The sequence below is a fragment of the Streptomyces lonarensis genome (genome assembly GCF_012033735.1).
GTDB classification, from domain to species: Bacteria; Actinomycetota; Actinomycetes; order Streptomycetales; family Streptomycetaceae; genus Streptomyces; species Streptomyces lonarensis.
The window spans coordinates 32420-58848 of record NZ_JAAVJD010000001.1 but is presented as its reverse complement, the minus strand read 5'-3'; the positions used below and the strand labels follow the sequence as shown (position 1 = coordinate 58848).

Genomic DNA, 26429 nt, shown 5'->3' with positions numbered 1-26429 from the left:
AGAGTTCCGGGAACCTACGCCCCAGAACTCCGCTACGGAAGCTGGTAGTAGGCACTTCCAGCCCCCAGAGTCGGAAGTATCGTCCTCGCGCGTGCGTGGTGGTAGTACTCCCTACGGGAGTACTACCACCACAACCGAGCAAGCTAGCTCCCCGAGGTCGGGGAGAAAGAGCACCACGACCCGACAGGACATGGTGACAATCCCAGATGGGGCACGGGACCTGGTGACGGCCTTGACGTCCGCCGGCATGCTCGTGGGGTGGCGACTGACTGATTCCGAATGGAATCGGGTAACAGCTCTCGTCACGCGTTGGGGAGTTGAGCGACTGGTTGACCTAGTGGCCCGCCGTTGGAACGCCGAACGTCCACCCCAGTCAGCCCGCTACTTGCTGCGCATCTGGGCAGATCTGCCCTCGCACGCCTCCGAAGCGACCTCTCAAGGAAATGTCGTGCCGTTGCGTCGGCAGCCCGGAGGCTGGGTGCCGTTTCAGAACACCGCTTCCGCCAGCGCCTACCAGAACGGATTCTGACAATGGCCGAACCCGAACGCATCGGCAGCTCCAGGTCGATGCGCGCACTGGAACGGATACTCGCCGCGAGAGGACTTCAGGTCGTGCCGGGTTCTGAAAACGCCCACGAACCGCCGGAAGACAACCCTGGGAACAGGGAGTGGCACAACCGGGCTCGGGCCGACTACGCGCTGAACCGTTGGCACACGGCTACCCCTCCTCGGTTTCACGATGCGGAAGCAACCCTGCCGGGAGTCATCGGCTGGGCGGACCGCGCACTCGCGGATAACGCTGCCGCGGGCGGCCTGCTGCTCACCGGGCAAACGGGAACGGGAAAGACGCATCAGGCGTACGGGGCCTTGCGGAGAATCGCAGCTGGCGCGCCCAGCCGCTTCGAGCTGATTGCTGTGAACTCGGCTGACATGTACGGCAACCTGCGTCCGTCACCCGTGCTCGGCTCAGCTGAGCACGAGCTGCAACGGTTGGGTCGAGTGCAATACCTGCTCCTCGATGACCTGGGCACGGCGAAGACTTCGGAGTGGACTGAGGAAATCACATACCGCCTGATCAACTTCAGGTACAACCACTGCCTTCCGACGATCATCACGTCCAACCTTCCGGCTCGCGATTCACACGGGCCTGATCTGACGGACTTTGTCGGGGCCCGAGTGGCCAGTCGCCTGGCGGAGATGGTCACGACCCTCGTCCCCATGGTCGGGGCCGACCGACGCCGTGGCGGGAGGGCTGCGTGATGCCCGTCCGTCTTCGTGGCGTCCCCAGCGACGCGGCTGCGCTCTCCACAACATGTGCGTACGTCGGCCCACGCAGCCCGTACGCGAACCCCTACGTTGCCGGGGCGCGGTCCCCACTTGGCCCCCCGATGAAGGCCGAGGAGTCCGTGGACCTCTTCGAAGCCACCCTCCGCGGTTCGGTCGGACGCCACTACTCCACCCAGTTCGCCCGAGCGCTGCGTGGGCTCGACCTCATGTGCACGTGTCCGCTCGATGCCCCGTGCCATGCCGATGTCCTCCTACGCCTCGCCAACAGCCTGGGCGATGGCACCGCACCGCGCACCACTGAACTCCTGGAAGACCCCCGATGAGTCATCCGATCATGTCGGCCGCACTGAGACACCTTGCCGCCACGGAAGCGCGTCACAAGACCGCACGGGAAGCAGCGTTCCGCACCTGGGGACCGAGGTCGGTCACCGCAGCGTCCAAGTACGCTCGCGCTCTCCTGGGAGACGCCGCAGTCACACTCGGCTGGGAAGCGCTGAGCCTGCTCAGCTTTGATGAAGACCTCCAAGCATCCGCGCAACTCGGCACGCTCAGCGGGCAGCGCTTCGAGCTGCACTACGCCGACCAGGGCGGAACAGAGCGCATCGTTCTGCGCGTCTCGTGCACGAGCTGTCCGCGAACGGAAGCGCACCAGGTGACGTCCTTGGATGGGCTCGGCCGGCTCCTGTCGCGCTCGCCGGCCTGGCAGGACATCGGCTCGCACGACGGGGGCAACCTCTGATGCCTCATGCCCGCGTCGGCGCCGTCGAGGCCACAGAGCGGCAGGAGAGCCGCAGCCCGGGTGGCATGACGGTGTGGGACCGCAGCGTCATCATCCTGCTCGGCGTGGCCGGCTTCGCCTTTTCCTACGACGCGCTGCGTCAGATCGCCCTCGCGATCCATGCCAGAGAGACCTTGTCCTACCTCTTCCCGGTGTTCATCGATGGGTTCATTGCCTACGGCGTCCGCGCGATCGTGCACCTGAGGCACGAGCGGTTCGCCGCGCGGCTGTACGCATGGTTTCTGTTCCTCGCGGCGACCGGTGCAAGCCTCGGCGCGAACGCCTTGCACGCAGTCACCGTAAACGGCTCTCCCCACGCGGAGCAATCAACTCTGCATCTCACGGACAACATCGTCGGTGCGCTGTCGATGCTGGCGCCCCTGGCACTGGCGGGGTCCGTCCATCTCTACATCCTGATGGCGCGGACCGCAGAGAGAGCAGTCCCGGACCGGTCCGACGCTGTTCCCGGACCGGTCCGAGAGCAGGCCCTTCCACCTCAACGCGGCACGGCCGAGCCCGGCCCTCGACCGCAGCGAGCACCAGCACCGATGCCGACGAAGCCGTCGCAGAGTGGCCCGTCCGATCCGCGGGGCTTCGCCACAGCAGCGTGGGCCGCTGACCCAGCGGCCCGCCCCTCCGCAGTAGCGCACGTGGAGGGGGCCGGAGACAGAGGCGCGGACGGACCGGATGCTGGGAGTGGGGACCAGGCGCCGGCTACGGCGGCGCCCGGGGACGCCGAATCCACAGGGTCCGCAGCGGTCCGCGCTCCTGCGGACGGAGAGGAGTCGACCGTCCCGGACAACGCGGAATGTCCCCAGCCCCGAGACTCGGTCGACGACTGGTTGGAGGAGCTGCTACCAATTGCGCGAGGCGCTACCCGACAGGCCGGACGGACCAGCCGCGAAGTCGTTGCAGGCGCCGTCCGCAAGCACCAGGCGATCAGCAACGACCGACTTGGCGTGCTGCTGGCCCGCCTGAAGGAAGAGGACAACGAGCTTCTTCAGCCGTGACGCTCCAGGGCGAGGATGGCTCTGGCGATTGACGTCATACGGATGGGGCTGCAGCGGGACCTGCGGAAGATCTGCCAGGACTTCAGCCGAGCGGCGCCGCGTTCAACAGGTGCTCGCGCTGCGGCCAGTACTTAATTGAGGGTCTTTCGGTGGGGGTGTTTCCCTGCGGGGCCTGCGTTTGAAGTTGGTGCTCAGCCACGGGCCGGCGCCCTGGTAGGCGAGATCGGCCAGGATGGGAACGCCCTGACGCTCGCAGATCCCGATGAACCGGTGGGTACCGGCCGCGGTCAGGTCATGGGCGCGGCCCGGCAGGGCGGGCGAGAGCCACAGCATCCGGCCGACCGGGCTCGGTGACGACCTGCACGTTCACACCATAGCGCCGGTGTTTGTGGGAGTAGTCGGCCCGGCCGTCGCCGCCCCTGTCGCACTCGGCGAGGGTGCCGTCGAGTGCGACGTGGTCGGATTCGTGCTCGCGCAGCGTCTTCAACAGGCCGGGGGCACGCTCGGCGAGCAGGTCGACGACCGCGTTGGTGTAAGCGTGGGCGGTGGAATCGCTGATCCCGAACCCGACGGCGATCTTCGCGAGAGTGGTGTGTTCGCGCAGGTACACCAGTGCCACCATCGCGCGCTGAGACGGACGGAGCTTGCAGCGCCGGTCGCCCTCACGGGTGACGATCAGCATCGTGACCGCCTCCACGAGTGCATGCGGCAGGTCGAGTGCGCCAGGATGGACGACCAACGAGGCCCCCGAACAACGTGATTGAGACGTCAGACATCTCGATCAACAGGCCCGGGGGCCTCGCTCGTTGCGCTTCACGGCTCATCACCCGATCGGTGGCAATTCGAAGAAGCTCAATGAAGCAGCCCTTGACCGATCGAGAACAGCCGGCACCGCTCACAACTTGGAACAGAACTCCCCGGACGGTCTGACTTCGCTCTCTTTGCAGTCCCACGGAGACGCCGGTCTACCAGCTGCGGTAGAGGGCTTGCTGCTCGTGGGCTAGGGCCTCTTCAGCATCGGTGAGGTCTTCAACGCTGTAACGCACAGTCGGAGAAAGCCCGGCGCTCTCTACCTCTTCCGGACCCACGAGGCCAAGGCCACAAAGCCTGCACAGCAACCCCTCAACCATGAGTTCCATCTCGAAGAGCAAGGCATCGTTGTCAGCGCAGAGGAGGAGCTCAGCAGCCTGTGTGTCACACGCGGGACACCTGACCGGGGTACGGAAGAGCACCCCACTGGGGACGCGCCCATCAATGACGAACCCTGGCTCTGTCACGGCAGTGGCGAGCTGTTCGGCAGCCCCTTTTGGCATTCTCTCGAAGCGGGTTTTCATCCTGAAGCGGGCTTGCGAGATACGTCGCTGGGTCTCTCTCTGAGCACGGCCGAGGTTCTCATCGACGGTGGTCTTGACGAAGTCTGCCCACGGTCCCCAGAAAACGGCAGGCTCCTGGTCTGTGTGTTCCAAAAGCTTTCCGTTGGCCTCAAGGAAGGGGAGGAGGTAGTCCTCAGCCGTGCTTGCCCCTAGGTGGGCGACGCCGTTTCTCAACTCGATCAGAGCGTCCAGATCCCCCGACCTAGGCAGGACGCCCATCTTCCGTAGACGACTGATCGCGACTGAAGCTCCCACCGTGTGGAAGCGGCGGGGAGGGGCAGAGGTCGCACCCGCAAAGTGCAGCAGCATGTCGTCGCTCCCCTTCACCTCCGCGAGGAGGGTGGGATGCACCTGGACCAGCGTCGCCTTGGCCATGCGTTCAACGCTGACGCCTGCGTGAAGCAGAAAGACCTCGGTCGCCTCATCTGCATGCGCGGCCAACGCTAGATGCGCGAAATACTGTGCTCCTGACAGCAGTTGTTCAAAGGTGATCTGCGATCTCATGGCAGTGATCATATCGGCAATCGAGCGTGTTGCGTTCGTCGGCGAGGGCGACTCCTACCTGCCGAGCCGTACCGCAGCCCCGAGGGCTGCCACATGTCGCGACTCCCCGTTGCCGCTGCAACCACTCGCCTACTGCCGCCCTGAAGTGCCGGCCGGTGGAACGTCTTGTGAGAGCAGCGGTCCGCCTGCCGCTGCTCTCGCAAGACGGCCAGCAGAGAGGCGCAGGGCGCCCAATCTGCGGACCCCGAGCGGAAACGACGGAGCCCACTCGGGCCCCACTCATCGCGCACGATGGACCTGAGCGTCCCGTAATCGAGGATTGCTAGCCAAGCATTCTGGAAGTTAGTTCCAGGAATCAAGTTCCCGCTTGTCGTCTACCTCGAGTTGTCCGCGCACTCCTGCCATGATTCAGACGTGACGAGCACACCAAGGGCTTTCGGACGTCGAGGCCAGCTCGCCGCCAACCCCGATGCGACACCGTCCTGTTAATAAGCAGGGCCCCAAGCATTGCGGGGCCGCGCCGTTCGAAAGTCCGACTTCCCGCATCAAGACCTTGGTACCGACATGCCTAGATCTATCAGCTTCGTACCCATATCAGCTTCTATAGGAGTGGCAGGTTGCTTGGTTGCCTTGTCGACGGGCTGCTCCAGCTCGACTCGCGGTGAAGTCATGAGCCCGCCAGCGCAGTCGTCCTCCGGTTCGACCGACGCCCCAGAGCCGTCCGCCCCGAGTACCGAAGCTGCGGCCACATCGACGCCTGCCGTCCCCCGGGAGGTTGAGCGCGTGGCGCGCTCCTTCACAGCGGCCTACGCGGAACACGACGCGCGGGACGGCGGCGACAGCTCCTACGTTGACGCCGGCACGAGAGCCGCTGAGCACGCGTCCGGTCCCCTGGCTTCAGTGTTGAGGCAGAAGCGCCCGAGTCAGGGTGCCGCTTGGGCCGCCCTGCGTTCCGAGGGAGCCCGTCAGACGGTAGAGATCACCTCGGTGCGCGTCCCCTACGGTGCCCCCGCTGTCACCGACTCGGCTGCGATTGTCCGGGTCGGCTACACGCTGACCACGACTCCGGAGTCGGGTCATGTTCGGACGAGCAGCGTCCACTTGGCCCTGCGCCTGGAGGCCGGGGCCGACGGCTGGCAGGTAACCGACCTGCCATGGGCGTGAGAGCCAGGCATGAGCAAGGGTTCACAGGTAGCCGCGCTGGTGTTGGTGGCGGGGGTCGTCCTGTCGGGGACCACACTCCTGACGACTTTCGGCGGGGCGGACAGCGCTGCCGCCGGCGCCGCGGGGCCGGGCGGGGCCCTCTCCGCTGATGCTCCCGTACCCGGCTGGGTGCGCGAGCTGGTCAACCGGCATGCAGATGAGTGTCCTCAGGTGACGGCGTCGCTTCTCGCGGCGCAGCTCTGGCAGGAGTCGCGGTTCGACCCGGAGGCGACGTCCCCTGTCGGCGCTGTCGGTATCGCTCAGTTCATGCCCGCGACGTGGCTGGCCCACGGTGTCGACGGCGACGGCGACGGGATCAAGGACGCCCGGAACCCTGCCGACGCGGTCCCCGCGCAGGCGAAGTACAACTGCATCCTGGCGCGCGAGGTTGAGTCGGTTCCCGGGGATTCGACCGACAACATGCTCGCTGCGTACAACGCCGGTGGTGGGGCGGTGCACAAGTACAACGGAGTTCCACCCTTCCCTGAAACACGTGACTACGTCCGAAGTATTCGTGAGCTGGCAGCCGAATGGGCAGCACTCGACACCTCGGATTCTCCGCCCGGGGAGAGCGCGAGTATTGCGATTTCCGCGGCCAAGACCGCACTGGGCACTTGGTATCAATGGGGTGGAACCTGCGTTGCGCCCTACGTCGGGCCGACTGGATGCGATTGCTCTTCTCTCACCAAAATGGCCTGGTCGGCCGCCGGGGTAAATCTGCCCCGGGTCACGTACGACCAGGTGCACGCGGGGACCGCGGTCGAGAGCATATCCCAGCTTCGTCCAGGTGATCTCATTTTCACGGTCCCTGGTACCGCCGGGCCAGAACACGTCGGCATGTACATCGGTGACGGCCGCGTCATCGACGCCCCACGCACCGGGGCACAGGTGCGCATCAAACCACTCAGCTACTGGAAACCGCAGATCATCGCCATGCGGCACATCGGATAACCTCCCCAGTTCAGCGCACGATAATCACGAGGTGAAACATGTACGACATCTTGTCCATGGCGGTCGACCACTCGTCTCACTCACTCCTGGCGTCTGGCGCGGACGTCGTGAGCGGCGTACGGCCGGACTGGGGCCCGTTCGGGGAGCTTGGCGCGACGGCAAAGGTCATTCTCGGTGTGATCGCGGCTGCTGTTCTGGTTATCGGCGGCGCGGCTTTCCTCGCAGGCATCGGGAAGAGCAGGGGGTGGTTCGGGGAAGGGCACAGCACAATGGACAGTTCACGCGGAAAGGGGATGATGGTCGGCGGACTTGTGTCCGTGTTCCTCGTGGCGTCTTTCGGGACCATCTTCGCCATCACCTACGGCATGGGTGTGTGACCTATGGTGTTTCGATCCCGAACGAATAACGGCAGCTACGCGGGTCGACCCGCCAGACGTGGACGGCCGACGAGGTTCTGGAGCTTCGCGGCCGGCGGCGCCGCTGCGCTCACGGCAGGAGGCGTCGCCGTCAGCCTCGTCACGGGCAGTTCGACAACGGCCGCCCCTCCCCCGCCTCCGGTGCCTGAGTACGTTCAGGACGCGGTAAGCAGCGAGCGGCCTCGTGTCGTGAACGGCGTCCCCGTCGGTCACCCCCGCACAGAAGCAGGCGCCAAGGCTGCGGCGGCCAACTACGTGACGACCGGCGGAAGTACCGACGTCCTCACCAAGAAGGCTGCTCGACATCGCGCGTTGTCGGTCATGGCGGCCGACAGCGCCAAGGAGACGCTGACGGCGAAGGCGGACCGCGACGCCAAGAGCGTGGCCGATGCCCTTCAGGGAGACTCCCGTCGGCCGGACAAGGCAATCGCCAGAACCGCGGTGCTCTCTACCCACGTTCTGGGCCACGACGAGGACGAAGCGATGATGAGGCTGTGGACGACGAACGTCCGCGGGAACCTGTCCGGGCCCCCGCCCACTGCCGCGTTCGAGTCAGTCACGGTCACGCTGGTCTGGGAGTCCGGCGACTGGAAGCTGCACGACATGTCGCGGACCACCGGCCTGGTGACGCCGATCGACGTCCGGCAGGCGTCGAACGTCGCGGAGGACTTCTCGGACTACGTTGCGACATCCGCCAGTGACCCGGTGCTGAGCGGCAGTACCGGAGATGACGGCTTTCCCGCGGGATACGCCCGAGAGGAGGTCGGAGCCCAGGCAGCGGCCGTCAGTGCCGTGATGCTGTACGGCGATCCGCGGTTCTTCGCGGACAGCACGTGGAGAAGCCGCATGCTCGCGGCCACGGCGGCACCGAGCGTCCTCGACTCAGCCATGTCGGACGCGGAGGCCACCGGACAGCTGGTGGCCGAGAACCGGGGGCTGGGCACCGACGGGAAGACCAGGGACGGCAGTGAGCTGATCACGAGGACCGCGGTACTCGCCACGCGAACCATCGCCCAGTCGCGTCACGCCGCGAGTGTCGAACTGTGGACGGCTTCTGTCGGCGGCTTCGCAGGCAGCGACGAAGCGCAACGCCCTCAGATCGGCTTCCTCCGCATGACCGTCGACCTTGTCTGGAGCGACGGCACCTGGAAGACGACGGCCGTGACACCTTCCGAACCGCTTGTTCCTGCACCGCCCGCGCTGCATGAGTCCGCGCCTGCCGAGCGGTTCGCCGGCATGGGAGGTGCCAGCCATGCGCCTGCTCTTGCGTGAAGACGCTCCCGGACTCATCACGATCGAGCGCGGCGAGCCGGGGCCGTGGCAGCGGCGTCTCCGAACGGTGCTGTGGGCAACGGTGACGATCAGTTTCGCCTTTGTCCCCGTCGCGGTTGCGAACCCGCTGTGCTACATCCCCATGGTCTGCGAGGTGGCGTCGGCTGTCGATTTCGCAACTGACCCGCTCGGCTTCCTCCTGCAAAAGCTGACGGAGGCGAACATCTGGTTCCTGCACAAGATGCTGGAACTAATGCAGAACACCACGAGGATTGACCTCACCAGTCCCGAGTTCCTGAAGCAGTACGCGATCATCTTTGCTGCGTCGAGCATCTTCACCGTGGCTCTGTGGTTCATTGCCGTAGCCAAGCGCGCTATCCGCGGCGTTGCCGTGACCACCGCAGTCTCCGAGGCGATCGGCTTCCTGCTGCTGCAATTCGTTGTCAACGCAATGACACCCGGCGCGATCGCCCTCCTGATGCAAGCCATCGACGAAGTGACAGCGATCTTCGAGCCATACGCCGTCTCGAACTTCACGCCGTTCCTGGAGAACGTCCTGGGAGTCATGGCATCCAACCCCTCCGAGGGGATCGGCCAACTCTTCGTGGTCAACCTTGTAATGCTGCTCGGCGCACTGCTGATGTGGGTTGAACTGCTCATCCGCAGCGCGGCCATCTACGTGGCGGTTGCCCTCGGCCCCGTGGTCAACGCGGGTCTCGTCGACCGAGATCTCTGGGGTAAGAGCAAGAAGTGGTTCGGTGCAATCTTCGCGATCGGACTCAGCAAGCCGATCCTTTTCGCGCTGCTGGGGCTCGGAGGCGCAATTCTCAGCGACTCCACCGGGGACATGTCGGATGCTGTGTCAACGACGCTCGTGGGTGCGCTGATCCTGCTCTTGGCGGTGTTCGCCTCCGCCACCCTCTACAAGTGGCTGCCCGCGTTCGGTGACGAGATGGCATCGCTGAACCACGACCGTAGGCGCGCGCAGATGTCGGGCCCTGCGTCCGCTATCGACGGCCCCGGCCAGCACGCCAACAGGGCCATCAACTCCCACGTCCAGGACTCCTTGGTGAGAGGCAGGGCCGGGGGAAGCGCAGCCAGAGGCACCGCGTCCGTGGGTCGCGGCGGCACTGCTGCGGCAGGCCCGGCCGGGGCTGCCGCAGCCGCAGCGAAGGCCGGAGTGAACCTCGCCAAGGACAAGGCGGCCGGGTCGCCCGGCGCGCAAGGAGCCGGGGCCTCCGGTGAGGGGCCCGGCCAGGGCCAGGGACGCGACCACTCCCGTGGCGCGACGCCGCAGACGCTCGGCGGGCAGCCGGCGACGGCGAAGGGCGCCACGCCTCCGCTTCCGTCCAGCACGGGAGCGCCAGGGGGGACGAGTCAGCCCGCGGGACGCCTGGGGGCGCCCCCTCTTCCGCCAGGAACAGCACCTCCGGGTGCCGGCAGGTTCCCGTCCGCAGCTTCGGGGCCGGCCCCTGGAACACGGCCAGCAGCAGCTCCTAAGCCGACGAGTGCGCCGCTTCCCGGTGGAACCGCCGGTCGGCCCCCCAACACCAAGGACGCTTCATGACCGCGCGTACGTATCAGTTCGGCCGCCACCGACCGACAGGTCTCGTCGGCCGCCGAGACCTCGGGGAACAGGTCGTCCTGGGCGGTGGAGCGGCGGCTGGCGTGGCACTGGGCTACCTGTTCAGCGGAGTGACCGCGCTGGCCACTGCTGGCCTCGTAACGCCCATTTTGGTGGCGCTTGCCGTTGTGTACGCGCCCTACCGCCCACGTGGCACCGGTCAGCGTCGGACCCTCTACCGCTGGTGGCGGATCAACCGCTACCACCGGCGTGCGCTCGCCCGTACCGGAGGGGTGTGGGTCTCGCCTGCTGTCGAGGCGGGGGTTCGGCGAGGTGGTACACCCCCGGACGCAGCGCTCGCGGCGCCGGAGGGGGTATCGGGGATGACCTGGGTTCCCGTCGCAGTGCGCGGACAACGCGCTGTCGTCGTCCTTCAGCCGGAGGCCCGCTGCGTGACCGCATCGTTGGAGATCGCATCACCCGGCCTGGGAGGCAAGGAGGTCGAGGAGCAGGTCGTCGCGCTGGAGCGCTGGGGCGAACTGCTGGATGCCTTCGGCAACGTCGAGGAGCATCCGGTCAAGCGGGTGCAGGTGCTCGCGCGGCAGATGAAATCCGACCCGCACGCCCACCAGCGGTTCATCGACCGACGTGATGACTCGGCGGCGACCGACAGAGCACCGCAGTGGCTCAAGGAGTCGTACGAGGTGCTGGCAGACGCTGTCTCGACCAGCGCTGAAGAGCACCGGTACTTCGTGACCATCCATGCGAGATTCACGCGGGACCTGGCGGCGGACGGCGCGGCGCGGGGAGCTGGTGACCACGGCGTCGCGGCAGCAATGGCGGCCTATCTGGACGAGCTGTGGTCCCGCGCGGAGGACGCCGGTCTGTCGGTGATCGCGCCGCTCGACGAGGGTCGACTGACCGCGTTCATCCGTAACAGCTACGACCCTGACCACGCGATCTGGGACACGGGCCTTCCGCAGGCCCACGCCTTCCCGCGGAACGTCGATGTCCGACCGGGCACACACGTGGCGACGCGCGCGGCAGGCTCCGCCGGCAGCTGGTTCCACGCCACAGCCGCCGTTGTCGGATGGCCCACCACGCCGGTGGGCCCGGACTTCCTCTCACCTCTGCTCATCGGCATGCCGGACGTGATCCGCACCATCGCGATCACTCAACAGCTGGAACCGAACGACAAGGCCGTGGAGCGCATGTTGGCCGAGGACACGAACAACCAGGCGGAGATGCACCGAGACCGTCAGCGCGGCAAGAACGTGGACCCGCGCGACCAGATCGCGGCAAGCGCGACCGGTTCGCGGGGTATGGCGCTCGCCTCGTCGGGAGCGGCCGGCGCCGCGGTCGTCGGCTACATCACGATCTCCGCACGCAGCGCCGAAGAGCTGGACCGCACCAAGCGGACCACGGCATCCCGCGCCCGGAACGCCCATCTGCGCCTTGAATGGCTGGACCTGGAGCATGCCCGCGCGTTCGCGACCACTCTGCCGTTCGCCGGAGGCATCAAGTGACGGATCTCCTCGAAGTCGGTGTGCTGACACCGATGCACGAGACGGCTCGGCGCCCGCTGTACACCGAGACGACCACCAGCCAGGCCCTCTACCTGCCCATCGCACCGCCGACCCTGGGCACAGAGGGCGCCATCATCGGCCGGGAGCTCTACAGCGGCAAGGCGTTCATCTACTGCCCGTTCTCAGCTTTCGGCGACGGGCTTCCCGGCGGCAACATGATCGTGATGGGCGACACGGGCCGCGGCAAGTCGGCTCTGACGAAGACCTACACGGCACGACAGATACGCCTCGGCCGGCAGGTCGTGGTGCTGGACACCAAGGAGCAGAAGGAACGCGAAGAAGGCGAGTGGGCGGCGCTGGGCCGGTCCATCACGGGTAAGGCCCCCGTCCGGTTCACCCCAGGGGGCGGGGCTGGTGCGTCCTGCATCAACCCGATGGACCCGGCCATCTCCGGCAAGAGGCAGATCGAGCTGGTGCGGACGATCGTAGAGGTCGGGCTCGGCAACCGTCTCGACGAGTTCGCCGGCTCCGCGCTGCGTCTCGCGATCCGCAGGGCGCGGGAGCGAGCGGCCGAGGCGGCCCGGCAGCCGGTTCTCGCAGACGTCGCGGCAGCGCTGCGGGCCCCCGACCCCGCAGACGCGGCGGCCAAGCAGCGCACGCTCGACGAACTCCTCGCCGACGGCCTCGAAGCTTCCTACGTCCTGGACCGTCTCTGCGGGGGTCAGGACGCGACAGGCGACCTCACCGGAATGCTCGACGGCCCGACCAGCATCGGTGTCGAGCTCGACGCCGACATGGTCGTGTTCGACCTCACGAAGGTGCCCAGCGGCGGCGTAGCGACGACGATCCTCGTCGCAGTGATCTGCACTTTCCTTGAAGAGGTCTGGCTCCGGCCCCTGTGCGAGTGCGGGACCGCACCCAGCCGCCACGAGCGCATTGTCGTCGACGCCGACTCCGGCGCCTGGGAGATCGGCCCCAACCCGGATTCGCAGTGCCGACGTTACACACAGCGCAAACGAATTCTGGTGTGCGAAGAGGCATGGCATATTCTCGGAACACCTCAGCTCGCCGCCCTGCTGGAGAAGTTCCTTAAGTTCGCACGAGGATACGGACTATCCTGCATCTTCATCGTGCATCACCTGTCGGACATCGACGACAGCCCCGAAACTCAAGCATCGCTGAAGATGGCAGACACGATTGTCATCTACTCGCAGAAGAAATCCGAAGCAGAGGAGACAGTTGCTCGCCTGGGCCTTCCAGCGTGGACAGCAGAGCACATCATGCGCTTGCGTCGAGGTATCGCCCTATGGAAGGTCGGCGACGTCATATACCCCGGCGTCCAGCACCTGTTGGTCGAGGCAGAGCAACACCTCTGTTTCTCCTCAGGCTCCATGACGGATCTCGCCACCACAGCCCCGGACGAGACATGAGCCCCAACCACATCCAGAAGCCGGGTGCTTCAGTCGCCCAGAGGGAGAAGACTCCGATGCCCGCTCCGCTCGCCCCCGACAGCTTCCGCGTGCGCGACGACCTCGACCAGCTCCACTCCGACGCACTGTCGCTCGCGCGCCGTACGGGACAGCTGGCCGGCGAGCTGGACCGCGGCGACTACTCGGCGGCGGGAGGCCGAGCCCGCACAGCCGTCACGCACTTCTGGCGCGCGGCGGAGGACCTGCACGCCGCGTTCCACAGAGCGCCGCCAAGGGCCGCCGGCCCAGCTGCGTCGATGGCGCGACTCTGCGGACGCCGGATGCGGTACCTGGCCGCGAGAGTCGCCCGGAGGACAGGCGTGTGAACCCCCTACCGGACTGGGCCACGCTCGGCCTCTATGCCCTTTCGGCACTCTGCGGTCTCTCGCTCATCGCGGTTTGGCTGCTCGGAATTCGCGACCGCCGCAACGCCGGGTTCGCGACCAAGAGACTCCTTCGCCGCCACATGTCGGCCCGAGCGGTACTTCAGGCCAAGGAAATCCGCCCCTCACCTGACAGAGACAAACCGAAGAAGAAGTGACCGCAAGACCACGGCCGTATCCTCACGCAGAACGGAGGCGAGATACATGCGACGCAACGCAGCCGACCCACACAGGTTCGGATACTCTCTCGGAATATCTCAGAAGCCGAAGGGAGCGAAGCTGTGGTCACGCGCCGACAAGGCATGTCGAGTTATCGGCCCCATGGGCAGCGGAAAGACGCTGCGCTTCTTCGCTCCCACGATCCGTCATTGGGACGGTCCGGTCGTCGCCACGTCGACCAAGCCCGACCTGGTCGAACTCACGGTGGACGCGCGGCAACGAAGCGGACCGGTCATGGTCTTCGACCCGCAGGGCATCTCGCCATCGCTCCCCCGTCTCCGCTGGTCGCTGATCACCGGTGCCGCGGATACGGAGATCGCCATGATGAGGGCCAAAGCGTTCGTTGCCGGCTCACGGATTCCTGGCGCAACCGCTCAGTCCAGCGAAGGCAGCGCCTTCTACAAGGGGCAGGCAGCCAAGGTGCTCGCGGCCCTGCTCCACGCCGCCGCACTGGACGGGGCGTCGCTTGAGCGCGTGCTGACCTGGGCGCGCAAGCTGACAGATCCAGCACCGGTCGGCATCCTCGACGCCCACCCCGGCGCCGGCCCGGGGTGGTCGGACATGCTCCGGACCGCAACGACCGGGGACAGCCGCACGGTGGGGAACACGGCCAGCACGCTGGACGCGGCGCTCGAACCTCTCATGCACGAGTCGGTGGTCCGCGCGCTTCAGGGAAGCGGGGAGCCTCCCACCGACTTCCGCCAGCTCCTCGACGAGGGAGGCACCGTCTACCTGCTGGGGAAGGACTCGGAGGTCAACTCCGTCGCCTCCCTCACGACCGCCGTCACGGAAGACCTCCTGGACGTCGCCGAAGCGCACGCACTCACCTCCCAGGCCGGGAGGCTGGACCCACCTCTCCTCGCGGCGCTCGACGAGGCACCGAATACCGCGCCTATCCCCTCGCTGCGGCAGCGGGTCGCTGACGGCCGGGGCCGCGGCATCACGGTCATCTACGGCCTTCAGGGCTGGGCATCGGCGCGCGCCCGCTTCGGAGAGGACACGGCGAACGAGCTCGCGTCCTTCACGAACCACGTCGTGGTGTTCGGCGGCGCGAAGGACCCCTCGTTCCTGAAGGACATGTCTGACCTCTGCGGTCAGGTCGAGCGCGCACGGACGACGAAGACGACCACCGGTGGAGACCGAGGAGGGCACTCCACAGCAACGCACATGGCGGTGGAGCCGGTGCTTCGCGGTGACCAGATCAGGGCCCTCGCCGACGGGCACGCCCTTGTGCTCGCCGACAACCTGCCTCCCGTCATCACCCGCCTCGACGGCATGTGGACGTGGGACTCCTGGGGAGCCATCCAGCAGCACGTCGCCGCCCTCAGGGCGGCCAACGAGGCTGAACGATCGCGTCGAGCCAGCGCGGAGAAGCAGCAACTGGGAGCGCATGCAGCCGAGTGGAAACTCCGTAGAGAAGGAGCAGTCCGGTGACGCCGCCCTCGACCGCCCTCGCCCGACTCGCCCCGTTCCCCGAGCCGCCGGCACTCGTCGTCGACTACATCGCGGCGTGTGCCGCCGAGGAGTCCCTTGTCGACGGCCCGGCGCCTTGGGACCTCGGCGCGCTGACAGTCGAGCTGATCACGCCCTTGCCCGCATGGCTCGACTCGGTGTGCCGATGGCTCAACCAGACCTACGCCTGGCAGCCACAGGACGTCATCCCCCCGTGCTGGAGACATCACGGGAACCTGACCTACGAGATCGCCGCACTGGCCTTCGCGCGGCCCGACGCCTACCGAGACGCTGGAGCGGCCATCGTCTGGCACGAACAGTACGACCGGTTCCTCACCCGCATGAACAAGGTGCTGGGGAAGGCCGCCGATGAGTGCAGGGTCGGCCGCCACGAGGATCGGCCCTCACGGTTCCAGCTCGCCGCCTGGCCGGCAGCGCCCGCTCATGGCATTGAGGACCAGCAGAACGACCAGAAGGGGCCGAAGTCGCAGTGATGCCGGAACCCGACGTGGTGTTCGCGTCCGACCCGCGCCGCGGTCTGGTCGCACGAAGCGGATGGGAGCGTGAGGAGGCCCGCACCGTGCTGCGCGACCTCGGCTGGGAATGGAACGAAGAGCTGCATGCTCTCGTCCCACCGTCGGACGCGCCGGAGCCTGAGGCCGGCGTGCTCGCCGTGGAGGAACTGCATCGGCACGGACACCGGACCGGCTATGCCGTCGGGCCCTATGGGGCCACACGGTTGACCCTCGGCCGCGCGGAGGTGGTGTTCACGAGGTTCGCTGAGCACCAGGCGACGCAGGCGGCTCCAGACATGCCCGAAGCGGTCCGCGAGACTACAACTGGGGCGCGCGGTCACCTCTACGAACGCCACGGCGGTCCCTTCGACCACCCCTCCCTGGCCGAACCAGGCCACGAGGCCCCGCCGCTCTAGGTCAATACACCAAGCATCTGGTCATCTGATCGTTCCAGATTTATGCCATCACTCGGTTACGTCACACATCCGGACTGTGATAAGCCTGAGGATCTTCGGCTCACCGACACCCATCAGGGCTCGGTGCGCGTACGGCTTGGGGGTGGTTGTGGTCGACGTGACAGCGGACGCAGTGGATGACGCCGACGACTTCGTGCATCCGATCTTTCAACGGGCGCCAGGCGAGGATGGCGGAACCGACACCTCACGGCTGTATCGGTACCAAGCCGAAGTGGCTGCTCAGGCATGCCTGGCCATGCTCACACGGGACGAGATCGAGTACGTCGTCTGCGAGTGGCACGAGGACTTTGCCATCGCCTTCAAGGATGGCACCGTCGAACTTGTGTCGGTGAAACACCGCCAGTACCACCGGACCCTGTGGAATGTCGGCGATCTATGCAAAGACGGGGGCCTGGCACACCTGTTCAACACCTGGCGCGCGTGTGGTTGCGCAGACAACGTTCGGTTGCGCCTCACCACGAACGGCGCCTTGAACACCGGCAAGGGCAATGCCGCTGTGCTCGCGAGAATGTGCGGCCCCGATCCAGAGGTCACTGCGGACGTCGACGCGATGGCAACGACCGTCGCGCGGCACTTCCTGAAAATTCGCTGGAAGCAGCCGTACCCGCACATCCCCGAAGTGCCGGAAACCAAGGCGATGGCTGACATCGCCGTACCCGACGGCTTCGTCACCACGATCAAAAGATTTCTGGCCGTGCTGCATATCGACTACAAGAACGTGCCTTCGTCCAGGTTCATCACCGACCACAACCTGCAGCAGCTCCTCCGGCCGGCCGTCCTGGCTCTGGAGCTGGACCACGTAGACGACGAAGCCACCTACCGCCAGATCGTCGAGCGCATCGAGCAGGCCAACCGCGGCGAGGGCGAGCGTGGCCAGTTAGCCGAGTACATCGTGACGCCGAGCAGGGTCCTCCAGAACGTGCAGATGCGACAACGCATCGCCCGCCGAACGCTGCACGCCCGCACCGTGCGCGAGCAGTTCGTCTACCGCGAAATCACCGTTCCGACCTTCGCTCCTGGTCGACTCCCCATGGTCGCTCCCGGAGGAGTGAATCTCCGCAAGAAGCTGGTCCAGGGGCAGGTTCCGGACGACGAGGTCGCGCACGCGGAGAGTTTGCGCTCGGCATGGTACGTCGCCTGGAAACAGCACCAGTCGGGATTGCCAGGAGACAGTTTCGACCTCGCCAACATGCGCTTGGAGGTCTTGGATACCGCCTTCGACTGCCGTGCGGACGCCCTGAGCGAGACGGAGGAGGGCAAGCCGTACGGGGCGCGGATGAACCGGCTCTTGAGGCAGCGACTGACTCCTGAAGCGATGTCGGCGACCCTGCCGTTCAAGGTTAACGGCAAGCACCTTCGTGGCCTGGCGTATCAGCTGTGCGACGACTGCGACTACTACTTCTCCGACGTCTTCACGATCTCCGACGAGGAGGCATCGTGAGCAACGCCTCTGAGCGTTTGACTTCCGAGACGCGCATCAAGGTGCAGGCTCGCAGTGAGGAGCGCCGTGAGGCTCATTACCACGACGCGAGAGTTCTACTGCTGGTCGGACGCTTCACTACGTCACGCAAGGGCCTTGCGGGACTCACCAAACTGGCCAAACTCGACTTCCTACTTCGCTATCCGGCGATGCTGGAGCGTCTACTCGACGAGACCGGCTCCAGCTGGCCCCACGGCATCGAGCCCACAGCCGCCGAGCGGCGGGCCGTCGAGAGTCGCATGACCCGCTACAAGTACGGGCCGTGGGATCAGCGCTACTACAGCGTCCTCGGCTCTCTGGCGGCCCGTGACCTCATCACGTACGCGGGTGGCGACCAGACTGAGTTCCGCGTCACGGCCAGAGGCGCTGAGGCCGCGGCGGCTCTGTCCGAGACACCTGACTGGGTGCTCGTCTCGCGACGCACGGCGCTCTTGAAGAAGCACTTCGACAAGTCGGGGTCAGCCCTGAAGAACCTCATCTATGAGCGCCTGCCCGACGCGGTGGACAGGCCCTGGCGGACGGATATCTGATGGCGGTCAACCTGAAGTTCCTCGCCCTGACTCTCACCACCGCAGACGCGGAGCAGACTTACCGTTTCGACCAGCCGGCCACCGTGATTAGTGGACCGAGCGGCAGCGGCAAGTCCAGCCTTCTCATGCTGCTCAAGCACGCCGTCGGCGGTGACGCCATCCTCACTCCTGCCGTGCGCGATCACGTCCACTCGGTGTGTGCGGAGGTCCTCGTCGGCGACGAGCACCTGGCGCTCCGAAGGCTGATCGGCGAAGCTGGCAGCAACCGGGTGGATGTGCTCGACCCCGTCACACTGGAACTCCGCGAAAGCCTCGTCATCCGCGCGGAGGCCGGTCAGACAACCCTGTCCGACCGTTTGCTGAGCTCCTTGAGGTTCCCTCGTGCGTCAATTCCCGTGCGTCGGGAAGGCAAAGCAGCCAAGGCCAACGTGACCTTCCAGGCCCTATTCGTGTACGTCTACCTTGAAGCGATCTACATCGACACCCAGATCGTTCGCCATCAGCAGACCTACTTCAACGGAATGCGCCGAGCTCTTTTCGAGATCATCTTCGGACTGACGGACAGCGTGCTCCTGGACCTGAAGCAGCGCTCGGCACAGCTCCTGACAGACATGAAGACGAAGAGATCTGAGCACGACAACGTCAGCAACTTCCTCCGAGAGTCGGACTCGCGAAGTGATGACGCGCTCCGTGCGGAACTCGTTCAGCTACGGGAGATGCTGTCCCTCGCTGAACGTGCCCTCAATGATCTGCGCTCAGAGCTGGAGGAGAGCAGCGCGGCCGATGCCGTTCTCCGGCAGGAGCTCCGTCGGGCCGTCTCTGGCGCGAGGGACGCCAACCAAGAAGCCGAGGCCGCACGCGAGCTGCTCGAAGCCCGTGAATCAGTCGTCGCGCAGGTCGAACTCGATCTTCTGCGCCTGGAGCGCTCCGCGTCCGCGATCGAAAAGCTGTCTCCCTTCGACTTCGTCGTCTGCCCTCGCTGCATGCAGCGGTTGGAAGGACGGCCGGTCCAAGAGGACCACTGCATTGTCTGCCTGCAACACGATCCCCCGGACGAGTCCGTCGACCCTGCAGCCATCCAGCAAACCCGGGAGGCCCTTGAAAGACAGCTCCAAGACGCACAAGCTGTTCGCGAAGCTGATGCGCAGGTTCTTGCAGCTGCGCGTGACCGCGTCCAACAAGCAGACTTCCTCACCACCACCCTTCGACGCGAGCTGGACGTGCAGACCCGGGACATAGTCGCGCCCCGGTTCGACGCGATTGCCAGTTCCAGCGCCCGCGTAGCTTCGCTCGGAGCGAGCATCGACGCCGTCACCCAGCTGCGTGATGCCTGGGCTCGCGCACGATCCATCAGCCAAGAGGTCAAGGACCTCACGGCGACCCGCACGCACGTCCAGGCCGACGTCAAGAGTCGCACCCTGGCCCTCGCAGCCCGCGGTCAACTCGTAGACGACTTGAGCCAGGAGTTCTTCACTCTGCTCGCCGAGCTGCATCTACCTTGGGTACAAGCGGCGGCCATTGACCCCAAAACCTACCTGCCGGTGATCGACGGCAGTCCCTTCGAGAGTCTGCAGGCTTCTGGCGGCGGCATCACGACATGCGTGAGCATCGCCTACAGCCTCGCCCTACTGGAGTTCGGGATCACCCACCCCGATGTCCTCGTCCCCTCCCTGCTGATCATCGACTCCCCGCGCAAGGCATTGGGCAGCAACCCAGACGACCAGGAACGCGGAAACCGCATCTACGACCGCTTCAAGGCACTCGCAGACGCCTACGGCGACCAGCTACAGCTGATCATCGCTGACAACGACACCGCTCCCATCCCTAGCGACACCTTCAGCACAATCCCCCTCGACTACAACCGCCCCATGGTTCCCGGCGTCGCACACCCTGGGCCTGAACATGTTCACCGTGCCGAACACGGCTATGAGGCATAGGCCCGCGGACACCATCGGCCGTTGCAGTACGGGCCCGGCCGTCGGGACGTCGAACGGAGCTCCTTCGTATGCCGGTCGACCGGTGGTCTCGCAACGGGCGCTGAGACCTACGCAGGCGGGGCCGCCGTGGTGAGGGAGCGGTCGGCAACGCTTTGAAGGTGGTGTGTGAAGACCTTCCCCGCGTCGGGGTTGACGGTCGCCAGCGCGACCATGCCAGTGAGGATGACGTCGCAGAGTTCCTTCTCGACGTCGGTCCAGGTGTGGCTGGCGCCCTTGCGGGGGTTCGATCCCATGGCTCCGTGTACCGCCTCGGCGACCTCGCCGGTCTCTTCCTGCAGCTTCAGCACCCGGAGGAGACGTGTCACCTCCGGGCTGTTGGAGTCGTGGGAGTCGAGCCATTCCACGAGACGGTCGATCGTGGTCCAGGTCGCCGAGTCCATGTGTGCACCGTTCGTGATGGCGGGCGGGGTCGTCAGAAGAGAGCTTCCGCCGGCGGGGGGTCGGAGGGGTCGGACACTACCAAGGCGTTGGTGACGGGCAGCTCCAGCCGAACTGTCATCGCCGAGTGATCGGTCAGTCGTGCCGCCCGTGGTTCGTGCAGGTAGCTGCACTCGACAACCGTCCGCGTGAGGGGGTCGGAGACGAAAATGTGGTCGTAGCGGTACCCGTCTCCGGTCCGGCCGACCCAGCTGTACGCGTCCGCGTCCGGGTGGCGCAGCCTGAAGGCGTCGTGGTAGCCGGCTTGGGTGAGCCAGTCGTAGAACTCGTACTCGAAGGCTTTGAAGAAGCGGTACCGGGGACGGTGGTCGGGTTCGAGAATGTTTAGGTCGCCGAGGACGATCCGTGCGGCGGCCTGGTCGGCTCCGGTGGGGATGCTGTCGCGGCAGGCTGCCAGGAAGCGGCGCTTCCGTTCCGTCTTCGCGGGTGTCGCGTCGCGGGAGGGGACGTAGAGGCCGGTCACGTCCACCGTGTCGGACGCGGTCTTGACCGTGACGGAGACGGCGCGGCACGGGAGGTAGCCGACCTCGCAGGGTGGAGGGCCGGCGAAGGGGAGGCGGCTGACGATCATGGCGCCGCGTTCCCGGTCCTGTGGTTTCGGAAAGCTGACCTCGTAGCCTGCCGCAGAGAACCTGGCGGCCAGGAGATCGCACCCTCTGCTCGGGGCGGTCTCGGTCAGCACCAGGACGTGTTCCGGTCGGGCCGCGAGCCAGGCGAGCTGCCGTTCGGCCCGCTCGGGTGAGGGGTTGTTGAGGTTGAACGTGAGGACGCGGAGGTGATCCGCGTTCGTCTCGGGTGTCATGGATGTCCCTGGCGGAGTGCGGCGACTTCGGCAGCGATCGTACGGGCCAGGGCCTGGGGCGTGGCCCTCGTTGCGTCGAGAACGAGCGTGTGGATACCGCGGACGTCGAGCGACGCTATGGCTCGCTGGTAGAGCTCGTGCTCGATGCGGCTGCTGTCCGGCATGCGTTCGTACCGGCTGTGGGCGCCCCGCCCTGCGAGACGATGGGCGATCACCTGGGGCTCGGCGGTGAGGACAACGGCCAGGTCCGGGTGCTCGGCGTGCCGGTTGAGTTCCCAGATCGTGTCGAGTGGAACGTCGTCCATGCGCTGCAGGACGAGGGACGAGGCGAGGTATCGGTCGCACACCACGACTTCGCCGGCCGCCAAGGCCGGCCTGATCTCGTTGGAGAGGTGCTGGTACCTGTCGGCTGCGATGAGGCAGGCCATCGTGAGGCCGCGGTAGGTCTCGGTACCGTGGCGGGCTAGGTTGCCCAGCGGGGTGTCCGTGGGCTCTCGTGTGGAGAGGACCGGCAGCCGCTCGGCAGCGAGCTGGGCGACGGTGGCGGCCACGACGGTGGACTTGCCGACGCCCCCCGGGCCGTCGACGGTCACAAACAGGCCACGCCCGGTCACTGAGCGACCACCGGCAGCAGCGGCCGACCGCCCGAGGAGACAGGGCACACCTCCACGTCGACGGCCCCGATCCGCTCGCCCGCCGAGACGACCGCGGCGGGGCAGCCCTTCCCGCAGGCTGAGGAGATGGAACACGCGCCGCAGGTGTCGTTGGCCCCCAGGGTGTAGCGGCTGTGGAAGTCGTAAGTGTCCAGCCGTGTCCCGATGTCGGGGTCCCGGAAGATGTTGCCGACGATGAACTCGCGGTCGCTGTGCTGGGACTGCGGAGTGCGGGCGGCGAACACCAGGTAGGGGCAGACCGTGACCTCGCCCGGGGTGAAGACGTAGATGATGCGCCCGGCCTCGCAGCCGGCCAGCGGCTTGGTGTCGTTGGGGAAGCGGATGTGGACCAGCTCCATTCCGTCTCCGTCGAATGCCTCGGTGACTGCCTGGATACGCCGCATGTGCTCGACCGGAGTGGCAAGCTTGCGCCGCGCCTTCACACCACGTCCCATGCTGCTGAGCGGGTTCATCAGCACGTAGCGTGCGCCCTGCTGCTTGGCGAAAACGCACAGCTCCCGGTACTCCTCGTCTTCCGCCAGGCTGTTCGGTGTGCAGAGCAGGCCCTGGAGGACGCCCGCTGCGGCGAACTTCCTGACGGTGTCCACGGTCGTGTAAAACGACTCGCGATTGCCTCGGAACTTGCCGTGGGACGAGGCGGCGAAACCGTCGAGACTCACGTTCACGTGAACGCCCATGCTCGCCAGCGCGGCGATCTGCTCGTCGGTCGTGACCGTGGCGTTCGTGCACACGCCCACGCCCATGCCGGCCGACCGGAACGAGTCGACCACCTCGATGACGTCCGGGTGAGCGAAGGGCTCGCCGCCCGTCAGAGTGACGCGGGTGACGCGCGCGTCACGCAGGCGGGGCACGACCTTTGCACGGATCTCATCCAGCGGCATGGCATCGCCGTAGTCCCCCGCGCTGACGAAGCAGTGCGCACAGCGCAGATTGCACCGCTCGGTGATCTGTACCAATGCCTTCCGGAAGGGCTCTTCCACGGAGGTGCGGAAGTAACAGGAAGAGCTCTGACCGGCGTTGACGATATTACGTCCGCTCATGACCTTGACTCCCGTTGGGTTCGGGTCGGAAACCGGGAATGGCGCCGTTCCTTGCGGTCACGTCGGCGACCGGCGTGCCGTCGGGGAGGGGCTAGATGGCGTAGGTGGCAGTGACGAGCCCGCTGGGGGCCTCCACTGTGCCCGCGAAGCCACCCCTGCGGAACAGCGCGGCCACCTCGGCGGGACGACGGTGCGCCCACAGCATGCCGGCGGTCTCCCATCGCAGGGAGAGGTCGCGGGTGGCATCGGTCGGGGTGGGGTGGGTGAGGGTGAGGATGCTGCCCGGTGCGAGCCAGTGGTGGAGGGTGGCCAGGGCGTGGCGTGCTTGGTCGTCGGTGAGCCAGGCCAGGGTGCCGGGTAGGGCAACCACGGTCGGCTGCTTCGGGTCGACGTCGGTCGCTTCGATGTGGGGTGAGGTGAGAAGGGTGTCGATGTGGCGGGTGTCGCCGAGGATGATGTCCGCGCACCCGGGTGCGATGTTGGACTTCAGGCGCAGGAGGGCCCACGCCACGGGGTCGTCGGTGACGTAGACGACCGTGCAGTCGTCGCCGTGGTGGCGGTCGAAGACCTCATGCACCTCGGGGCAGGCACGTCGTGGGATGGGTAGTCCGGCGCCTAGGACCAGGGCCTGTCGGATGCCCTGCCGGGCTGCCTGCTCCGCGACACCGGCGGTGTGACGGTCGCTCGCCCCGATGGCCTCGCGCAGTTCTCCGATCGCCTCCGTGACGAGACCGTCGAGGAGTTTGCGGTCCACGGCGTAGTTGTCGATGCCGTTGCGCAGCCGGTCATCCACGCGGGCGGGTGCCGGGGTCAAGCACATCGAGGTCCATTCCTCCCGCGTCCGGCGCACGGGGGTGGCGGGCTCGTCGTGAAGGTGAGGGCTCATCGTGTGCGGGTCTCCTGGGTGCAGCACGGCCGCGGGGCTCAGGGATGGGTGGGGAGGAACGCGGTGGTGCCGGCGTGCAGGGAGAGCAGGGAGGCTTCGACGCGGGTGCGTTGCTGTTGGTCGAGGATGTCGAGGGCGTCGGGGCGAACCCAGCCGTACCCGGTGACATCACTGAGGTCGAGGCTGAGGACGGCCGGCCCGGGGATGGAGCCGAAGTCGAAGACGAGGGCGAGGCCGGAGTGGAGCCGCAGCGCGCTGGTCGGGAGGTGGTCCGCGCACAGCAGGCGCCTGGCCCGCAGACGGAGGCGGAGACGATCCCGGACGGCGCGTTCGGCGGCGGTGAGAGCAGTCTCGCCGGGGTCCGCGTCTGCTCCGACGAGGCTCCATCGACGGCTGGGTGCCGGGCCGGCTCCCTCGGTGAGGAGGACCGCGCCGGCCTCGTTGCGCAGGAGGGCCTGTCCGGTGATCCACCGTCGTGGTGGGTCGGTCGGGTGGGCGTCGGTCATCGTGGAACGTTCTCCGCTTCGTCGGGAGGTTGGGCCCGTCCCCAGGCGGCAGGGCGCTCGGCCTACTGCGGCCCGGGGACGGGGGCGGGGGCGGCTCGGGGTCAGTCCGTGCCGAGGGGGCGGCCGACTCGCCGGACGGCGTGGTGGCGATGCTTCTCGCGCGCGGCATCGATCTGTTGAAGGGTCGGGTGGGAGAGCCGCCCGGGGACGGACCGGAACGGCTTGCCATCGGCCAGCGCTTCGAGGTGCACGGCCCCGCGTGCGACGTGCAGCACCACGCCGACCGTGCGGGCGCGGCTGCACCACGCCACCGCTCCCCGTTTCGGGACCGTGCCCCCCACCCGCGCGGCGACGCCCAGAGTGTGAACGAGCGCCGCGGCGCCGACCCACCCCAACCGCACCGTGAAGCGATGGCTCTCCCCCACGTAGGACGTCCGGGCCTCCACTCCGGCCTCACGGAGCGCGAGGATGAGGTCGACACCCAGCCGCCGGCCCTGCACCGTGCGGTTGCCGTCCCAGGTGAGCGAGCGAACCGGCTCGACGGCCTCCTGCGCAGGTCCCTCGGAAACGTCGTGCACGGGTCTCCCTTCAACTATCTGTAGGCGGTGGGCTGTGGGTGGTGACGCCGAGGTCAGGGGCGGAACAGTGCGGCCAGTGCAAGGGCAACCACCACCGCGGCGCACGGCAAAGCGACATGAAGCGCCTCCCGCACCGCCGCCGCCCGGGTCTCGCGAACCGCCTTGGCCGATTGCAGTCCAGGCTCGCCCCGGGACCGCGAAGTGCCGTTCTGCGGACGCGACGCCCACCCGCGCAGTGGTCTGGTCACGGCGATGGCGGCTTTCTCCGCGGGTGTCGCGCTCGCAGCATCTGGGCGGCCCGCATCTGGGAAAGAGTCGCCGGCACCAGGCGAGCCGCAGGTGAGCGGAAGGTGGTGCCGTCGATGAACGCCTCCAGGTCGACCATCCCGTCCGTCACGCCCCGCACGATGCCGACCCGGCGAGCGCGGCGGCACCACACCAGGGCCTCCAGCGCAGGAGCGGCAGTGTCCGCCGCCCGGGCAGCCGCCCGCAGTGCGCGGATCAGCGCGGCGGCGGCGACCCGATCCGCCCGGCACAGGAACTCCCCCTTCTCCTGGTGGAGGAAGACCCTCGCCGGCACCCCCGCCACGGCCAACGAGGACTTCAGAGCGCTCGCCAACTCGTCCACCGGCGCCTCTGGACTCACCAATCTGTGCATCTCGTCCCCTTTCACAGGTCAGATGACCCGCTCTGCCCCCGGCGCCTTCCGGCGTTCGGGGCAGAGCGGGAGCTTGGAGCGGTCGCTCGAACCGATCGGAGAGCGCGACGAAGAGTTCACGATGCCCGCCTTGACAGTCGGCCCCCCGAGCCCCATGAGGGACCGCGGCCCCTACTCGTCTCCCCGCAGCCGGGGTGGTGCCCGAGGGGGCCCGAACTCCCCGCACCGCGGCCACGGGCTCATCGGTCTGCCGGTTCTTCACCGCGACCGACCACCTCCTCCCAGTGAACGGGCCGCCCGGAGACGAAGCGGTGGAACAGTCGGCCAAGCGGGCTTCTGGGGCGTCGCGTCGTTCGCCGGAACGACACCGGTACGCCGGAGCCGTGCTCGGCGTACAGGGGAACCGGCCGGCCCCAGTGGTCCGAGGGGAGGTCGCCCAACG

At 67.0% G+C, this 26429-nt stretch carries 27 protein-coding genes and 1 pseudogene; 18 read left to right on the top strand and 10 right to left on the bottom strand.

Translation table 11 applies throughout. From position 1 onward, the window contains the following. Window positions 1-531 precede the first annotated feature (531 nt). The 4 genes from HCN56_RS00285 to HCN56_RS00270 all read left to right on the top strand — a co-directional run bounded on the left by HCN56_RS00285 (window position 532) and on the right by HCN56_RS00270 (window position 3075). On the top strand, window positions 532-1260 hold the full coding sequence (locus tag HCN56_RS00285) for an ATP-binding protein (protein WP_167967355.1): 729 nt from the start codon (window positions 532-534) through the stop codon (window positions 1258-1260). After that, entirely contained in the window at window positions 1260-1610 is a 351-nt protein-coding gene (locus HCN56_RS00280; protein ID WP_167967354.1) for a DUF4326 domain-containing protein, read from the top strand. Before HCN56_RS00285 ends, HCN56_RS00280 begins: the two co-directional genes overlap by 1 nt. Beyond that, window positions 1607-2026 (top strand): DUF6195 family protein, encoded by a 420-nt coding sequence (locus HCN56_RS00275; RefSeq protein WP_167967353.1) that lies wholly within the window; start codon window positions 1607-1609, stop codon window positions 2024-2026. The genes HCN56_RS00280 and HCN56_RS00275 overlap by 4 nt, the downstream gene beginning before the upstream one ends. 65 nt (window positions 2027-2091) lie before the next feature. Beyond that, window positions 2092-3075, top strand: coding sequence for a DUF2637 domain-containing protein (locus HCN56_RS00270; protein WP_167967352.1), 984 nt, complete (start codon window positions 2092-2094; stop codon window positions 3073-3075). Here HCN56_RS00270 and HCN56_RS00265 read toward each other — a convergent pair. Continuing rightward, window positions 3066-3814 (bottom strand): annotated as a pseudogene (locus HCN56_RS00265) (transposase). The gene HCN56_RS00270 and the pseudogene HCN56_RS00265 overlap by 10 nt on opposite strands. 226 nt (window positions 3815-4040) lie before the next feature. Further along, window positions 4041-4952, bottom strand: coding sequence for a hypothetical protein (locus HCN56_RS00260; protein WP_167967351.1), 912 nt, complete (start codon window positions 4950-4952; stop codon window positions 4041-4043). Window positions 4953-6125: 1173 nt separating this feature from the next. Between HCN56_RS00260 and HCN56_RS00255 the strand changes: the two genes are divergently transcribed. The 14 genes from HCN56_RS00255 to HCN56_RS00190 all read left to right on the top strand — a co-directional run bounded on the left by HCN56_RS00255 (window position 6126) and on the right by HCN56_RS00190 (window position 20345). After that, window positions 6126-7106: a C40 family peptidase gene (locus HCN56_RS00255; protein ID WP_167967350.1), complete on the top strand. Its 981-nt coding sequence runs from the start codon at window positions 6126-6128 to the stop codon at window positions 7104-7106. Window positions 7107-7144: 38 nt separating this feature from the next. Next, window positions 7145-7483, top strand: a complete 339-nt coding sequence (locus tag HCN56_RS00250; protein ID WP_167967349.1) for a DUF8827 family protein — start codon at window positions 7145-7147, stop codon at window positions 7481-7483. A gap of 228 nt (window positions 7484-7711) precedes the next feature. Then, window positions 7712-8794: a hypothetical protein gene (locus tag HCN56_RS00245; RefSeq protein ID WP_209312176.1), complete on the top strand. Its 1083-nt coding sequence runs from the start codon at window positions 7712-7714 to the stop codon at window positions 8792-8794. Further along, window positions 8775-10361, top strand: coding sequence for a TrbL/VirB6 family protein (locus tag HCN56_RS00240; RefSeq protein WP_245245769.1), 1587 nt, complete (start codon window positions 8775-8777; stop codon window positions 10359-10361). Before HCN56_RS00245 ends, HCN56_RS00240 begins: the two co-directional genes overlap by 20 nt. Beyond that, the gene (locus tag HCN56_RS00235; RefSeq protein WP_167967347.1) at window positions 10358-11884 is read left to right on the top strand and encodes an SCO6880 family protein; all 1527 of its coding nucleotides are present in this window, start codon (window positions 10358-10360) and stop codon (window positions 11882-11884) included. Before HCN56_RS00240 ends, HCN56_RS00235 begins: the two co-directional genes overlap by 4 nt. Then, entirely contained in the window at window positions 11881-13314 is a 1434-nt protein-coding gene (locus HCN56_RS00230; RefSeq protein WP_167967346.1) for a putative type IV secretion/conjugal transfer ATPase, read from the top strand. Before HCN56_RS00235 ends, HCN56_RS00230 begins: the two co-directional genes overlap by 4 nt. Beyond that, on the top strand, window positions 13311-13679 hold the full coding sequence (locus HCN56_RS00225) for a DUF6238 family protein (RefSeq protein ID WP_280923204.1): 369 nt from the start codon (window positions 13311-13313) through the stop codon (window positions 13677-13679). Before HCN56_RS00230 ends, HCN56_RS00225 begins: the two co-directional genes overlap by 4 nt. Beyond that, window positions 13676-13894: a hypothetical protein gene (locus HCN56_RS00220; RefSeq protein WP_167967345.1), complete on the top strand. Its 219-nt coding sequence runs from the start codon at window positions 13676-13678 to the stop codon at window positions 13892-13894. The genes HCN56_RS00225 and HCN56_RS00220 overlap by 4 nt, the downstream gene beginning before the upstream one ends. Before the next feature lie 46 nt (window positions 13895-13940). Continuing rightward, window positions 13941-15389: a type IV secretory system conjugative DNA transfer family protein gene (locus tag HCN56_RS00215; protein ID WP_167967344.1), complete on the top strand. Its 1449-nt coding sequence runs from the start codon at window positions 13941-13943 to the stop codon at window positions 15387-15389. After that, complete coding sequence (locus tag HCN56_RS00210; RefSeq protein ID WP_245245767.1) at window positions 15386-15901, top strand: hypothetical protein; 516 nt, start codon at window positions 15386-15388, stop codon at window positions 15899-15901. Before HCN56_RS00215 ends, HCN56_RS00210 begins: the two co-directional genes overlap by 4 nt. Then, window positions 15901-16338 carry a hypothetical protein gene (locus HCN56_RS25675; protein ID WP_209312175.1) on the top strand — a complete coding sequence of 146 codons (438 nt, stop codon included), beginning with the start codon at window positions 15901-15903 and terminating at the stop codon, window positions 16336-16338. Before HCN56_RS00210 ends, HCN56_RS25675 begins: the two co-directional genes overlap by 1 nt. A 142-nt stretch (window positions 16339-16480) precedes the next feature. Next, entirely contained in the window at window positions 16481-17839 is a 1359-nt protein-coding gene (locus HCN56_RS00200; RefSeq protein WP_167967343.1) for a dsDNA nuclease domain-containing protein, read from the top strand. Continuing rightward, the gene (locus tag HCN56_RS00195) at window positions 17836-18408 is read left to right on the top strand and encodes a hypothetical protein (protein ID WP_167967342.1); all 573 of its coding nucleotides are present in this window, start codon (window positions 17836-17838) and stop codon (window positions 18406-18408) included. The genes HCN56_RS00200 and HCN56_RS00195 overlap by 4 nt, the downstream gene beginning before the upstream one ends. After that, window positions 18408-20345 (top strand): AAA family ATPase, encoded by a 1938-nt coding sequence (locus HCN56_RS00190; RefSeq protein WP_167967341.1) that lies wholly within the window; start codon window positions 18408-18410, stop codon window positions 20343-20345. The genes HCN56_RS00195 and HCN56_RS00190 overlap by 1 nt, the downstream gene beginning before the upstream one ends. A 107-nt stretch (window positions 20346-20452) precedes the next feature. Here HCN56_RS00190 and HCN56_RS00185 read toward each other — a convergent pair whose 3' ends face one another. The 8 genes from HCN56_RS00185 to HCN56_RS00150 all read right to left on the bottom strand — a co-directional run bounded on the left by HCN56_RS00185 (window position 20453) and on the right by HCN56_RS00150 (window position 25987). Next, window positions 20453-20785 (bottom strand): MazG-like family protein, encoded by a 333-nt coding sequence (locus HCN56_RS00185; protein ID WP_167967340.1) that lies wholly within the window; start codon window positions 20783-20785, stop codon window positions 20453-20455. Window positions 20786-20817: 32 nt separating this feature from the next. After that, window positions 20818-21645: an endonuclease/exonuclease/phosphatase family protein gene (locus HCN56_RS00180; protein WP_245245766.1), complete on the bottom strand. Its 828-nt coding sequence runs from the start codon at window positions 21643-21645 to the stop codon at window positions 20818-20820. Further along, the gene (gene tmk, locus HCN56_RS00175; protein ID WP_312870966.1) at window positions 21642-22238 is read right to left on the bottom strand and encodes a dTMP kinase; all 597 of its coding nucleotides are present in this window, start codon (window positions 22236-22238) and stop codon (window positions 21642-21644) included. Before tmk ends, HCN56_RS00180 begins: the two co-directional genes overlap by 4 nt. Before the next feature lie 17 nt (window positions 22239-22255). Further along, window positions 22256-23359 (bottom strand): radical SAM protein, encoded by a 1104-nt coding sequence (locus HCN56_RS00170; RefSeq protein WP_167967338.1) that lies wholly within the window; start codon window positions 23357-23359, stop codon window positions 22256-22258. Window positions 23360-23450: 91 nt separating this feature from the next. After that, on the bottom strand, window positions 23451-24245 hold the full coding sequence (locus tag HCN56_RS00165; protein ID WP_167967337.1) for an SAM-dependent methyltransferase: 795 nt from the start codon (window positions 24243-24245) through the stop codon (window positions 23451-23453). A gap of 38 nt (window positions 24246-24283) precedes the next feature. Next, window positions 24284-24751: an NUDIX hydrolase gene (locus tag HCN56_RS00160; protein ID WP_167967336.1), complete on the bottom strand. Its 468-nt coding sequence runs from the start codon at window positions 24749-24751 to the stop codon at window positions 24284-24286. Window positions 24752-24852: 101 nt separating this feature from the next. Further along, a complete protein-coding gene (locus HCN56_RS00155; protein WP_167967335.1) occupies window positions 24853-25329 on the bottom strand; it encodes a hypothetical protein in 477 nt (158 codons plus the stop codon). A 244-nt stretch (window positions 25330-25573) separates the two neighbouring features. Next, window positions 25574-25987 (bottom strand): hypothetical protein, encoded by a 414-nt coding sequence (locus HCN56_RS00150; RefSeq protein ID WP_167967334.1) that lies wholly within the window; start codon window positions 25985-25987, stop codon window positions 25574-25576. Window positions 25988-26429: the final 442 nt, after the last annotated feature.

Excerpts from the sequence above, each read along its gene's own strand:
- HCN56_RS00285 (WP_167967355.1), top strand. The coding sequence starts at position 532 with ATGGCCGAACCCGAACGCATCGGCAGCTCCAGGTCGATGCGCGCACTG.
- HCN56_RS00280 (WP_167967354.1), top strand. The coding sequence starts at position 1,260 with ATGCCCGTCCGTCTTCGTGGCGTCCCCAGCGACGCGGCTGCGCTCTCC.
- HCN56_RS00275 (WP_167967353.1), top strand. The coding sequence starts at position 1,607 with ATGAGTCATCCGATCATGTCGGCCGCACTGAGACACCTTGCCGCCACG.
- HCN56_RS00270 (WP_167967352.1), top strand. The coding sequence starts at position 2,092 with ATGACGGTGTGGGACCGCAGCGTCATCATCCTGCTCGGCGTGGCCGGC.
- HCN56_RS00260 (WP_167967351.1), bottom strand. The coding sequence starts at position 4,952 with ATGAGATCGCAGATCACCTTTGAACAACTGCTGTCAGGAGCACAGTAT.
- HCN56_RS00255 (WP_167967350.1), top strand. The coding sequence starts at position 6,126 with ATGAGCAAGGGTTCACAGGTAGCCGCGCTGGTGTTGGTGGCGGGGGTC.
- HCN56_RS00250 (WP_167967349.1), top strand. The coding sequence starts at position 7,145 with ATGTACGACATCTTGTCCATGGCGGTCGACCACTCGTCTCACTCACTC.
- HCN56_RS00240 (WP_245245769.1), top strand. The coding sequence starts at position 8,775 with ATGCGCCTGCTCTTGCGTGAAGACGCTCCCGGACTCATCACGATCGAG.
- HCN56_RS00235 (WP_167967347.1), top strand. The coding sequence starts at position 10,358 with ATGACCGCGCGTACGTATCAGTTCGGCCGCCACCGACCGACAGGTCTC.
- HCN56_RS00225 (WP_280923204.1), top strand. The coding sequence starts at position 13,311 with ATGAGCCCCAACCACATCCAGAAGCCGGGTGCTTCAGTCGCCCAGAGG.
- HCN56_RS00215 (WP_167967344.1), top strand. The coding sequence starts at position 13,941 with ATGCGACGCAACGCAGCCGACCCACACAGGTTCGGATACTCTCTCGGA.
- HCN56_RS25675 (WP_209312175.1), top strand. The coding sequence starts at position 15,901 with ATGCCGGAACCCGACGTGGTGTTCGCGTCCGACCCGCGCCGCGGTCTG.
- HCN56_RS00190 (WP_167967341.1), top strand. The coding sequence starts at position 18,408 with ATGGCGGTCAACCTGAAGTTCCTCGCCCTGACTCTCACCACCGCAGAC.
- HCN56_RS00185 (WP_167967340.1), bottom strand. The coding sequence starts at position 20,785 with ATGGACTCGGCGACCTGGACCACGATCGACCGTCTCGTGGAATGGCTC.
- HCN56_RS00180 (WP_245245766.1), bottom strand. The coding sequence starts at position 21,645 with ATGACACCCGAGACGAACGCGGATCACCTCCGCGTCCTCACGTTCAAC.
- HCN56_RS00170 (WP_167967338.1), bottom strand. The coding sequence starts at position 23,359 with ATGAGCGGACGTAATATCGTCAACGCCGGTCAGAGCTCTTCCTGTTAC.
- HCN56_RS00165 (WP_167967337.1), bottom strand. The coding sequence starts at position 24,245 with ATGAGCCCTCACCTTCACGACGAGCCCGCCACCCCCGTGCGCCGGACG.
- HCN56_RS00160 (WP_167967336.1), bottom strand. The coding sequence starts at position 24,751 with ATGACCGACGCCCACCCGACCGACCCACCACGACGGTGGATCACCGGA.
- HCN56_RS00150 (WP_167967334.1), bottom strand. The coding sequence starts at position 25,987 with ATGCACAGATTGGTGAGTCCAGAGGCGCCGGTGGACGAGTTGGCGAGC.